The 12,659-nt window shown below is 63.5% G+C and carries 9 protein-coding genes; 4 read left to right on the forward strand and 5 right to left on the reverse strand.

Annotation, left to right across the window (positions count from 1 at the left end; translation table 11 throughout):
- Positions 1 to 178: 178 nt before the first annotated feature.
- From OKA05_RS24505 to OKA05_RS24525, 5 genes are all read right to left on the reverse strand, one after another.
- On the reverse strand, positions 179 to 517 hold the full coding sequence (locus tag OKA05_RS24505) for a hypothetical protein (RefSeq protein WP_264489846.1): 339 nt from the start codon (positions 515 to 517) through the stop codon (positions 179 to 181).
- Positions 518 to 636: 119 nt separating this feature from the next.
- A complete protein-coding gene (locus tag OKA05_RS24510) occupies positions 637 to 1,596 on the reverse strand; it encodes an archaemetzincin (RefSeq protein ID WP_264489847.1) in 960 nt (319 codons plus the stop codon).
- Positions 1,597 to 1,949: 353 nt separating this feature from the next.
- Positions 1,950 to 3,323, reverse strand: a complete 1,374-nt coding sequence (locus OKA05_RS24515; RefSeq protein ID WP_264489848.1) for a right-handed parallel beta-helix repeat-containing protein — start codon at positions 3,321 to 3,323, stop codon at positions 1,950 to 1,952.
- A gap of 147 nt (positions 3,324 to 3,470) precedes the next feature.
- Positions 3,471 to 3,884: a hypothetical protein gene (locus OKA05_RS24520; protein WP_264489849.1), complete on the reverse strand. Its 414-nt coding sequence runs from the start codon at positions 3,882 to 3,884 to the stop codon at positions 3,471 to 3,473.
- A 157-nt stretch (positions 3,885 to 4,041) separates the two neighbouring features.
- Positions 4,042 to 5,235, reverse strand: coding sequence for a XylR family transcriptional regulator (locus OKA05_RS24525; RefSeq protein WP_264489850.1), 1,194 nt, complete (start codon positions 5,233 to 5,235; stop codon positions 4,042 to 4,044).
- Between the two features lie 44 nt (positions 5,236 to 5,279).
- Here OKA05_RS24525 and OKA05_RS24530 point away from each other — a divergent pair, with 44 nt between their 5' ends.
- From OKA05_RS24530 to OKA05_RS24545, 4 genes are all read left to right on the forward strand, one after another.
- On the forward strand, positions 5,280 to 5,903 hold the full coding sequence (locus tag OKA05_RS24530) for a GNAT family N-acetyltransferase (protein WP_264489851.1): 624 nt from the start codon (positions 5,280 to 5,282) through the stop codon (positions 5,901 to 5,903).
- Positions 5,904 to 6,102: 199 nt separating this feature from the next.
- Positions 6,103 to 9,030: a beta strand repeat-containing protein gene (locus OKA05_RS24535; protein ID WP_264489852.1), complete on the forward strand. Its 2,928-nt coding sequence runs from the start codon at positions 6,103 to 6,105 to the stop codon at positions 9,028 to 9,030.
- Between the two features lie 294 nt (positions 9,031 to 9,324).
- The gene (locus OKA05_RS24540) at positions 9,325 to 11,616 is read left to right on the forward strand and encodes a LamG-like jellyroll fold domain-containing protein (protein WP_264489853.1); all 2,292 of its coding nucleotides are present in this window, start codon (positions 9,325 to 9,327) and stop codon (positions 11,614 to 11,616) included.
- 216 nt (positions 11,617 to 11,832) lie between these two features.
- Positions 11,833 to 12,639 carry a hypothetical protein gene (locus tag OKA05_RS24545; RefSeq protein WP_264489854.1) on the forward strand — a complete coding sequence of 269 codons (807 nt, stop codon included), beginning with the start codon at positions 11,833 to 11,835 and terminating at the stop codon, positions 12,637 to 12,639.
- Positions 12,640 to 12,659: the final 20 nt, after the last annotated feature.

Below are 12,659 nucleotides of genomic sequence, written 5' to 3' on the forward strand. Positions count from 1 at the left end.
GCCGACGAAGAACTGGAAGAAGATCCGCCACCCGACCTCGATCCCGCTGGTGAAGAAGATCACCCTCGATCTAACAGGTCCTTAAAGGCATTGGAATAAATCCCGCGCTCCCAGCGGCCTAACGCCCCTAACGCACCACCAACAGATCGCGAGCGAAGCACCCTTTTCCTACACTCCTTCACCTACCCCCGTCATCCCCCATCTTCAAGATAAAGCGATCCGTGCTCCAGCGCACCTCGGTGATCATCGCCACCGCGGCTGGGGGCAGGAAGACCTCACACGGCTCGGAGGAACCCGGCACCGGCACCTCGATCCGCAAGCGGCACAGTCCCGGCTGCGTCGGGTGAGGCACGGTCTCCAAGGTCCCACGGCCCTCCAAGTACTTCTCCGGAGAGATGAGGGAAAACTCGATCTGCTTCCCCTCCAGCTCGCAGCATTCGCCGGGAGCCAATTGGGACCAACAGGACTCGATCAGGGCGACATCTTCTTCCACGGCATTCGGGGCAGACTCATTCATGGCGATAGACACCCTCGCACAAAGCGTTCCAAAGGAAAACGATACTCACCATGGGGCCCCGAAATCACCTGCCCGCTGAGTTCGCTCAAGCCCTGCTGCGATCCCCCTGCCAAGGCGACTCACCGCACCTCCCGGATCGCCGCCGCTTCCTTGTCCACCCACGTTTCCTCGGCGTCCAAGCGGTTGGCCCCGTAAAATTTAGACAGCGCCTCGTAGCGTTCCACCGGATCGAAACGGATCGCATGATACACCTTCCGCAGGCACACCGGACAAAGGTGCATCGGCGCGGCGTCAGCTTCCGCGAGGTGGTTCACCCCGTTCATATTGCACTCGTAGTGAATGCAATGGCGGATGCCGAACATGTGCCCCATCTCGTGCGTTAGAACTTTCGCCGCCCGGCCCAGGACCAGCGTCTCCGTGCCATCGCCCACCGCCTCGCCCGCCCACGAGGGATGATAGCGGGCGAAGCTGAAGACTCCGACCCGCTCCTTGAAGGACGCCTGCCCGAAGACGAAATTCCACTGCTCATCCGGATAGAGATCCGTCATCGTCACCGCGATCATCGCATAGGCATCGGCCGGCAACTTCCCCGGCAGCCACTCTAGAATGTCGGGACTCAGCCACTGCTTCTTCCCAGTGCCTGGGTTCACGCGCTCCTTTGCCGGCACCGCCGCATCCGGCACCACTGGCAGCATCTCCACCGGCATCGGATGAAAGTACGCCGCGGTGTAGGCCTTCAGCTTCTGCAGATCCGGCGCGACGCCCTTCGCAAACGACCCGATCGGTAGCACGTAGAGCTTCTTCCGCACACTCCCCGGAATGTTCGGCCGCGACGCGAGATACTGGTCAAACGTCTGCCCCGGCTCCTCGTGCACACCGAGCCAATCGATCCCCGTCGGCTTCTTCTTCGCCTCGAATTGCCCGGCATCGCTGAACGCACGCCGCAGCGGCGGCTTCAATCCCGACAACGTCCCCGCCGCTGCATGACGTTGCTCCTTCGTGAACACCTTGAATTCACCCACCGCCACCCCGGCGATGAGCAGCGGAATCACCCACGGGCGGATCTTCGGGAATCGCATGTCTCATCCCACACCAACACGTCCCCATGAATCGAGGCAAATCCAGCGACCTACCCTCGCGGCTTCGCCAGATAAAAGCCGAAGGCCCTCGGACTGCTGCGATCCTTCGCAGCTCTCGAATGAAGGGTGGAGATGGCAGCTCGATTGCGGAGAATCAATCTCCCCGGATCGCGTCACTCCACCGAAGTGAATCGCCTGACCCTCCATTCGGAAAGCTGCAAAGGATTGCAGCAGTCCAAGGGCGGCTGCGCCGCGAGTCATCGAGCCAGCCGTCGTAAAAGTTCATTCTCCTCACCCCGCGAAGCGGCACTCCGATGGGTGATTGAAAGATTGATGACTGATCATTGGTCCCCTCACCACCTCCCCGGCGACTTCCTCAACTCCTCATCGCTCACCGTCTTGCCCGCCGCTTGGATCCTGCATTCCTTGGCCTCGCTGCTCGTCAGTACCGGCACGCCGGGCAGCTCGCTGACCAGCTCGATGCCCATCGCCGCCGCCGGTCGGATCGGGCTGCTCATCTCGGCATGATCCGGCATGCCAAAGCCAAGCATCACCGGCAGCTTCGCAAAGCCGGTCTGGTTTGGCTTGCAAGTCAGCTTCACCCGATGCCCACTTCCCGCGATCGTCGCGATCGCATGCACGGCGAAGTCCGAGCGATCCCCAGCAAGTTCCAGCTCGATATCCGACTCCCGGCCGCCGCGCAGGTAGAGCAGCGGCCCATACTTCGCATCGCCGCGGCTGCGACGCACGATCACATGCGAGCCGAGCAGGAAGGCCCGCTCACAACCCTTCGCCACACAGCCGTCGATGGTCGTCTTCTTCGGGCTGTCTTCCTTCGCCCCGATCTCGAATCCCGCGCGCGTGTTCACCGCGGTGCAGTTCACCAGCGTCACGCTGCCCGCATCGCTGTAGGTGCGAAAGCCATCTTCAGACAGGCTCTTCATGTAACCCGGCGTGATCACATGACGGCCATCGCGATTCGGATAGACCGACTTGAAGCCCAGCTCGAATGCAGGACCGGAAGTATCTGCCAGCATCTCGCTGGTCGGCCGCATCGCCCCCTCGGCATGGCAATCCTCCAGCCGGATCCCGTCACCCACCTGGATGTAGAAGCAGTGGCCGAACGCGCGGCTGAAGACCTTGCACCGACGCAGCACCGACTGATCGCCCACGACTTGGATGCCGCTCTGCTTTCGCAAGCCCACCAGATTCGGCCCACCCTTTCCTAACAGATCACCATAGCCGTGCGGAAAGGACCCATACACGTGAAGCGTCACGTCACTGAGCGTGTTACCGTGGCCTTGGATAGAAAGGATGTTCCCCCCGCTCCCTTGATCCGGTCCCGTATTGCGGATCTCCAGGCCCTCGATCGCAATCCCCTGCCCCGCCACGATCAGGCAACGCGTGTAGCCGCCGCCCGGCAGTTTCTTGTATAGCGAGGTATCGATCTCGATCGTCACACCACGCAAGTCGATGCGGTTGCGATTGCCGCGGAAGACGAACATCGGCACCACCGGACGCGACTGCTTGCGGTCCACCCCCTCGCGAATCTGCTGCAGCACCTCCTCCGTGAGATAGTCCGCCATCCGGTACACGCCCGGCTTCATCGTCACCGCGCCATCATCCTTTGCCACCACCTCCGCGAGCGCCTTCAAGCTCGCCACCTCCACGCCGCCGACAGGCAGCGCGAAGATCAAGGAGGCGAAAACGAGAAGGAGCGGGTTCATCATTCCTGAGTTTCCACGCATCGTCCGCCAGTCATGCCGCACGATCAAGACAGGCTCTCGTCCTCGCAGGTTTCCATGGCAAGCTGCCGTGGCCCACCGCCCACCTGAAAACCCGATGGCGGCAATCACCAAGCCGCTTTGGCACGGTCAGGGGTCAATGACGTCCTTCAAAAACTCCTCCCGCCAAGTCTCCTCCTCGGCCGACCCGCGACGGAACGCACCGCTCTCACTGACCCATAGCTCGAGGCTTCCTCCATTCTCCCGCATTTCCGCCACGCGCGGCTTGGGGCTTCCCGTCTCCTCCAGCTTGATGACGGCCCCCTTGGGAAACGACGTGACCTTTCCGGTGGTCATCACCACATCGGACGTCGTCTCCAGCTTGCGCGTCAAATCGTTGGCCTTCTTGGTGATCTTCCGGCGACCATTGACCGTCAAATCGGTCCGGGACGAACTGGAAACGGTGGTCGAAGTCCGCAGGAAGCTCTTGTTACAGCCCGCCAGCCCCAGCGGGACGACGGCGAGTGCGGAGAGGCAAGCAAAGGTCGCAAGTTTCATGCTCATGGCGTTCATCGATTGGGGATCGGGACGATCATCGTGACCGGCCGGCAAGCAGCGTTCCTATTCGACTGGCAGCCCGGCCGTAAGTGCAAAGCCCCGCCTATTGTGTAATCGAGGGCATTGAAGAAACCCGCCCACCCAGGACAGGAGGAGCGAGCCGCTACGCCCCCTTCCGGATCTCGCCCGGCGTCGATCCCGTCACGCGCTTGATAAACCGGCACAGCTCGTCCCCACCCGAAAATCCGCAGTGTTCGGCCAGCCGCTCCAGCGTCCAGTCCGTGCGGCGCAGCAGCTCGGCCACTCGCTCGCAACGCACGCGATCGATCTCCTGCTTCGGCGTGCGGCCGAGCGTCGCGTGAAAGCGTTGTCGCACTTGCTCGCGCGAGGCACCCACCTCGCGGCACAGCAGGTTGGCATCCACCGTCACATTCAGCGGGCACTGGCGGATGAAGTTCATCGCGCGGGTCACCACAGGATCCGCCAGCTCCACACGGCCGGTGGATTCGCGCACCGTGATCCCCGGCGGCGGCACCGCGATGCGGGTGTCCATCGCCACCGGCTCGCCATTCATCATGCGGAAGAGCAGCTCCGCTGCCGCTCGGCCTATCTTCTTCCCCGGGAAGCGGATGCTGCTCAGCGCCGGCTTGGTGGTATGGCAGTACACGATGTCATCGCTCACGCCGAGCACCGGCACATCCTCCGGCACCCGCATACCGGCCTGCTTCAGCGCTCGGATCGCGGTGACCCCGGAAATGTCGTCCTTCGCAAACAGGCCGCAGGGATTCGGCAGGCTCGCCATCAGCCGCCACGCCATGTTCTCGATCTGTCGCGCGCGGATCTTCGGAGCGAATGACGACGACGGGATCTCCAGCACGCGGCAGCCATGGCCATCCTGCGCGAGGCGTCGGATGTAGCCATCCATCCGCTCCTTCGAGTAGATCCGCGATGGATCGTGAAGGAACGCGAACTCGCGCAGGCCCAGCCCTAACAGATGCTCCGCCGCCATCCCACCCGCCGCGATATTGTCGAGCGTCACCCGCGGAAAGATAGTGCCCTTCGCCGGCTGCTCCGTGCTCAGGTTCACCACCTTGATGCCCTTCTTCTTCCACGCCTGCGCCTCGGCCGGAGTGTAGCGGAAGACCAGCAAGCCATCGCCCTCCCAATTCTCGTCGATCACCACTGGCTGCAGGTCACCACCGCTCGGCTGGACGAACTCCATCTCGAACGAATGCCCTTCACGAAGGAAGTCGAGGATGCCCCCGTAGAGCCGGTTGCCAAATCCCTGCGCCCAGTCGACCAACCGCACGCCGACCCGCCAGGTGCGATTCAGTTCCGTTTTCCCCCGCCGGCTCATGTGGCAAATAGGCCGATGCCGTTGGCAAAAAGCAAGGCCGGAGCGTGACGCTCCGCGAACTGGCACTGCGTGAAATTGACTCTTCCCGCCGTCTTGGATTGGCTGGCTCTGGAAGTTTCCCCGACAAGGTCATGGTGCGTCCCAATCCCGGCAAGTGTCACATCCGGCGGTCCCGCGAGTCAGACATTGATGCGCTCGAGCGCATGTATCGGGCCCACGAGGGAAACACGATTCCGCCCGGCTACTTCCCGGATTTCCAAGCGACCTTGAGGGATGCTCACACCCACTACTTCGTCGCCACGGTGGGCGAGCAGGTGATCGGAGGGGGTGGCCTTTCCTCCTACGAGCCCGGAGACTCGGCGAGTCTCACTTTCGGAATCGTCGATCCGGACCACTGCGGGAAGGGCTACGGAACCGCCATCCTGCTGGCCCGGCTGCTGTTCGTGAATCCGGGAACACGCGGCTGCCGGATCTTTCTCCAGGCAACCCAATGGAGCGCCGCCTTCTTTGCGCGGCTTGGCTTCAAGTGGCACGCGAGCGAGCAGGATGATGCCGGACACCACTTCCTGTCCGGGTCCCATGTGGTGCTGCCGGGAGATGAAAAGGTCTTCGCGAGGCTGCTCGCCGAGGGCGGAGTGACGCTCGGCTTCGAGCCTGACCGGGGGTAAGACTGGGTCCGGGATCGCGAATGCAAAGCGAGTGCAGCACGCCCTGCACCTAGGTTCAGCCGCGATCGACTCCTCGCGCCTCCCATCTGACGGAGCCGTTTCACGCGCTTGCATTTTCGCCAAGAACTTTCCCTTTCCTGCAATGGAACCTCCATCGGGTGTCAGGCTAGCGTCTGCATGTCACTAGTCGAATAACGCCATGAATCCTCCTTCTCTTTCCCAGACCTCACTTGCCTTGCTGGCCGGCGCCACCTTCTTCGCCGGCGAGGCCGATGCGGTGAACCTCGTCACCAACGGCAGCTTTGATCCCGACGCTACCGGCTGGACCGGCACGGGCACTCTCTACAACCATCCCTACAATGGCCTCGCGGGCATCAAGCTGGCGAACACCGGCGGAGCCCAAAGCAACGCCGCCACCGGCAACTTCAATTTCAACTCGCTGGCTTACGGCTACAACGACAACGTCACCGTTCCCATCGGCGCGAAGTTCCACGGCTTGAGCGGCGGCACCCAGACCATCAATGAAGCCGCCCTGACCGCCGCCATCCCCGGCGTGGAGATCGACGCCGGCGGCGCTGCATTCGCCTTCAGTGCCTGGCTCTCGTCCTACACCGGCGATAACAACATCCCTGCGCTGCGGCTCCGCTTCTTCTCCAGCAGCGATGGCACCGGCACGCTGCTTGGCACCGAATACAAGCTCGACCGCGGCACCACCGCCAATCAGGTCACAACCGCCAACCTCCTCGCCACCGGGAATATCATGAATGGTGCGGAGAACAGCGGCACCGATCCCGACTACTGGGCTCTTTACAAGATCAAGGCGGGCGTCCCGGTCGGAGCCCGTTCGGCGATCGTCGACTTCGTCAATGGCACCGGCCACGGGGCAGGCGGCCAGAACGACTGGTATGCCGATGCCATCGTGCTCGATGTGGTTTCCGTCCCCGTCCTGCGCTGGACCGGCGGAGCCTCCAGCGAATGGAGCACCGCCACCGTCTCCTCACCCAAGAACTGGGAACTCATCTCGAATCCCGGCACGGGTGTCGATTTCACCGCGCTTTCGCCCGTCATCTTCGGCGAAACCGGCTCACGCAATGTCGCGCTCAATGGCGCGGACGTGCTTCCTTCGACGGTCAACTTCAGCCACACCACCGGCAACTACGCGCTCACCGGTACCCACGGCATCGGTGGATCGACCGGCGTGACCCTGACAGGCACCGGCACGCTGACCCTTTCCCAGCCAAATTCTTACACCGGCACCACGCTCCTCACCGCGGGTGCGTTGGTCATCAATCATTCGCTGGCGCTGCAGAATAGCACTCTCAGTGGCACTTACCCCGACTCCACACATGCCTTCGGCAATGTCACCGCGGCGACCCTCGGCGGTCTCTCCGGCACTGCCGATCTCGCCTTGCTGAATCCCTCGGTCCAGCCGGTGGCACTCACGCTCGGCGGGAATAACGCAGGCGCCAGCAACAACGGCCAGATCACCGGCAGCGGGTCCATCACCAAGATCGGCACCGGCAATCAAACGCTGGCCTTTGCCAACAGCTACAGCGGCGGCACCACCGTCGCCTCGGGCACTTTGATCGCGGGCACCGAGACCGCCTTCGGCACCGGCACCGTCACCTCCACGGGCGGCATCATCGAGTTCGCGATCTCAAGCGGCTCCGAATCCACCGTGGCAAATAACTTCGTGCTGCCCGGCGGCACCGGCGACCTGCGCATGTTCGGCTCCTTCGGCAGCGGCCGTGCCGCCCCGGGCCCGGGCACCGCGGTCCGTCTCACCGGCAAGATCAGCGGCGGCGATCCCGCGCGGCAGTTCTTCTTCAGCGATACCGGCATCGGCGTCGAACACGACAACGCCACGATCTTTGCCAACGCCACGAACGACTTCACCGGCACCGTCTTCATCAACCGCGCCACCATCGGCTTCACCAGCGACGCCGCGCTCGGCAATCCGGAGAACAACATCACGCACTTCTCGGAGAACCTGAACGGCAAGCTGCGCTTCGAGGCCGACAACATCGTTCTCAATCCACTCCGCGCCATCGATCTCCCCAGCACGGAAAACAGCCGTCCCTTCGACACCCAGGGCTTCATCGGCACCATCGCCGGCCCGGTCTCCGGCACCGGCATCCTGGTCAAGCAAGGCACCGGCAAGCTGATCCTCACCTCGACGGCCAATACCTTGACCGGCCCGGTGAATGTCACCACGGGCACCCTGCAAGTGGACGGCAATCTTCCCACCTCCGCCTCCGTCGTAACCGTCACGACCGATGGCACCCTCGCCGGCAGCGGCACCGTCCAGCGCAGCGTCACCCTCACCGGCGGCAAGCTCGCCCCGGGCTCCGGCGTCGGCACCCTGAATGGCCTCGCCGCTCTTACCGTCGGTGCTTCTTCGGCGATCGACTTCGAACTGTCCAACTGGAACGGCGCGGCCGGCACCGGCTACGACACGGTCGTGGCTGACTCCATCAACGTCACCGCCACCCCCGAGACTCCGGCCACGGTCATCGTGACCCCCCAGACGCTGGCGAATTTCAGCGACACGCAGAAGACCTTCACCCTCGTCTCCACCTCCGGCGGCATCACCGGATTCACCCCGGATGCCTTCGTCGTGAATGCGGACGCGCTGCCCGCCGCCACCGCCTTCGACTGGTCGGTGCAGGTGCAGGGAACCAACCTGGTGCTCGTCTATGGCGAGCCCGCCGGCACGCCCTTCGAAAACTGGGCCACCTCGAAAGGCCTCACCGGAGACAATGCCCTCTTCGATGCCGATCCCGACAAGGATGGCATCTCGAATGGCATCGAGTTCGTCATCGGCGGCGAGCCGAACCCCGCGAACCCCGGTTCCAATTCCACAGCACTCCTGCCCACCGCTTCCCGCAATGGTGCCGGAGCTCTGGTCTTCGTCTACCGCCTCGCCGATGACGCCGCGCCGCTCAATCCGGTGGTGAAATACGACACCGATCTCGCCGGCCCTTGGACCACCGCCGAAGGCGGGGAAAATGGCGTGCTCATCGAGGTCCTCGACGACGATACCGACATCGACATCATCCAAGTGACGATTCCCGTCTCCCAATCCGTCGGCGGCAAACTCTTCGCCCGCCTCGCGGTGACCGAGTGATGAATTTCATGGGTTAGAGCAACAATGAGGTCGACGGCCGTCCTTCGGGGCGGCCGTTCTCGTCTATGCCTCTTCCTTCTTCCTTCGTAGCGGAAGGACTTCGTCCTTCCGGCTGGGCGATCCCCGCAACGAATCGCCACCCGCGAATCTCCCTCCAAGCCCTCCCTCGCCGAAACAGCACAGCCGCTCCGCTACCAAGCAGCAAAACCCCTCCCCTTCCCCCGTGGCAAAATTGCCAAGATCCATGGCAACCTTGCCGATGCTCTCCGGACCCTCTCCGCTCATGTTACAGAAATGTCACTCCGAGTCCTCTTCGTCGCCCTGCTCGCCGGAACGTGCGTAGCCGCTCCCGGTCCCGGTGCCGCCGGCACCTTCGGCCCCAGGCGCGCCATGGTGATCGGCATCGACGGCGTGCGTGCGGATGCCTTGAAGAAGCTCGTCGAGACCGGCGGCGCACCGCACATGAAGTCACTCATCGACGGCGGCTCGGTCACCTGGAACGCCTATGCCGGCGGCAACCTCGGCTCGCCCGGCCAGCAACCCACCAGCAGCGGCCCCGGCTGGTCGAGCATCCTCACCGGCACCTGGTCGGACAAGCACGGCGTCACCTCTAACACCTTCGCCGGCCGCAACTACACCACCTACCCGCACTTCTTCTCCCGCATCCGCGGCACCCATCCGGCCGCCTCGCTGTCCTCGCTGGTCGTCTGGTCGCCTATTGATGACTACATTGTCCAAGAGTCCACTGGCAGTGCGGACTTCCGCGTGAAATCCGGCAACGACATCCTGCTGACCAGCTCCACCGTCGCGCGCCTTGGCTCGGCGGATCCCGATGTCGTCTTCGTTCACTTCGACGAGGTCGATCACGTCGGCCACGCCAGCGGCTACGGCCCGAATCTCACTCCCTACCTGAACGCGATCAGCACGGTGGACTCGCAGATCGGCCAAATGATCGCGGCCATCCAGGCCCGCCCGCAGTTCGCTGCGGAAGATTGGCTCTACGTCATCACCACCGATCACGGCGGCCTCGGCACCTCGCACGGTGGGCAGAGCGCCGATGAACGAAATATCTTCATCATCGCCTCGGGCGGCACCGTGCCGAGCGGCTCGATCAGCCGCGAACTCATCGGCCACACCGCTATTCCAGCCACCGTCATGCGGCACCTCGGCCTCGGCATTCCCGCCTCGTGGGGCTGGGAGTCGGATGCCTTCCAGATCGGCGCGGACCTGAAGGCATCCACCGGTGCCGGCTCGGTCTTCCTCTCCTGGCAGTTGCCACCCGATGGCATCGCCGGCCTGACCGGTTTCGAGCTGAAGCGAAATGGCGTGACCATCGCTACGCCAGCGTTGGCCGACCGGCATTTCACCGATGTGCCGACCGGCGCACCGGGCTCCGCCGTGAGCTACTCGATCGTCCTCACAGGCTCGAACGAGGCACCGCTTGACGTGTCAGCGATCACCCCGGGCAGCGTGCCCGCCGGGGCCGCGCCGGAGGTGCACCTCACCTTTGATGGCAATCTCAACGACTCCAGCGGCCGCAACAATCATGCCACCGCCGAAGGCACCGCGAACTTCACCACCGGCAAGTCCGGACAAGCCTTGTCACTCGACGGCACCAACTCCGCTCGCATCGGCACCGTCGCCGCCGGCGCGCCGGCCGACCTTCGCTTCGGCGCCGACACCGACTTCACGATCTCGTTTTGGTTCAAGGCGAACACCCCGTGGACCTCAGACCCCGGCATCATCTCTAACAAGAACTGGGACAGCGGCGCGAACCAAGGCTGGATCATCGCGGGCGAGAACAATGGCAACGACTGGCAGTGGAACCTCAAGGGCTCCGCACTCACGCGAAAAGACTTCGACCCTTCGAATGCCAACATCGCCGGCGCCACCTGGCGACTTGTGACGGTCGTCCATGACCGCGATGGCGATGCCATCTTCTACCACGACGCCACCGAGATCGGCCGCGTCTCGATCGCCGGTGCGGGCAATGTCGATACCGCCCTGCCGGTGCGGATCGGCCGCGATGGCAACAATGGCTACGCTTGGGCCCAGGGCGCGTTCATCGATGAGCTGAAGGTCTGGCGGCGGGCCCTCTCACCCGCCGAGGTGGCAACGGAGGCCCAAGGGAACAATCCCACCGGTGCCTTCACCGCATGGATGGCGGACCAAGCGTCGCTCTACGCCTATGCCGGCACTGCCACCGCCGCGACCGACGATGCCGATGGCGACGGCTCTAACAACTTGCTCGAATATTCCGCCGGCACCTCCCCGTTCCGTCCCTCCGAGACTCCCCGTCTTGAGGTGGAAAAGATCACCAGCGGACTCCGCGTGCGCTTCGCCCAGCGCGACGGCGGCAGTGGGATCCATGGCACGGACCTCGCCTACCGCGCCGGTGGCCTACGCTACATCCTCGATCGTTCCAGCGACCTCGCCGGTGACTGGCTGCCCGTTCAGGGCAGCGCCGTCCAGGCCGACAATGAGTCCATGCCCGGCGTCACAGGCGTCCATCAGATCGCAGTCGATGTAGCCGCCACCAGCGAGCACGAGTTCTGCCGCCTCAAGGTGGAGTTCGATACCCCCTGAAGCGCCCACTGGGAACGCGGAATTCATTCCGCGCGTCAGCTCCGGCGAACCGACGATCCAAGCACAACGAATTTCGCCCTCCCCGAAAACTTGGCGCACTTGGCGTCTTGGCGGTTCCATCTCCCAACGAAGAAACCCTCCGGCATTTTTGCCAACAGCTTCGGTCGATCTGCAATGGCGACACGATCCCCCGTTACCCATCCTCCATTCGATTTCATGAAAAACACCTCCTCCCTTGCCGGAATCTCCATCCTCGCCGGCGCCGCGTTCTTCGCCGGAACCGCCGACGCAGTGAATGTCGTGGTCAACCCGAGCTTCAACAACGACTCCGGGACTCCCATCACCACGACCAACGGCACCCGCACCATCTCCGGCTGGGGCAGCATCCACCTCTACAATCACACCTACAACGGAACCCTTGGCCCGAAGCTCGGCGGCATCTCGAATCTGCCCGCCTACGGTGTGAATGACAGCATCGTCATCGCCGAAGGCACCGGCTTGAGCGGCACCTACAAGGGAGTGGGAACAGCCCCGAGCCAGACCATCAATCTCACCACGCTCTTCACGGGTGCCTCGCTCGCATACATCGACACGGGAGCCGCGCAATTCTCGTTCAGCTCCTGGCTTACCGACTACTCCGGCAACCAGGACACCGTGGCAGCACAGCTCCGGTTCTTCTCCACCACCAATGGCACCGGCACCGCACTGGCAACTTTCGTGCTCGATCGCGGCGTCACCACCAATCAGGTGACCACCGCCGATATCCTGGTCAATCCGGGTGGTGCCAACAACGCGATCTCCCAGACCAACCGCGCCTATTGGGCGTTCTATGAGCAGCAAAGCCTCGTCCCCACGGGTGCCCGCTCGGTCGTGGTCAACTTCATCGCCGGAACCGGAAACGTCCTGGCGGGTGGGGCGGATTGGTACGCGGACCATCTGGTCGTGGACATCGTTCCGGAGCCATCGGTTTCGCTGTTAGGCGGGCTCGGCGCGCTCGTCCTGCTGCGCCGCCGCCGCGCGTGAGTGGAAATTTTTCATGCTGA

The organism is Luteolibacter arcticus (assembly GCF_025950235.1).
In the GTDB taxonomy this organism is placed as follows: domain Bacteria; phylum Verrucomicrobiota; class Verrucomicrobiia; order Verrucomicrobiales; family Akkermansiaceae; genus Haloferula; species Haloferula arctica.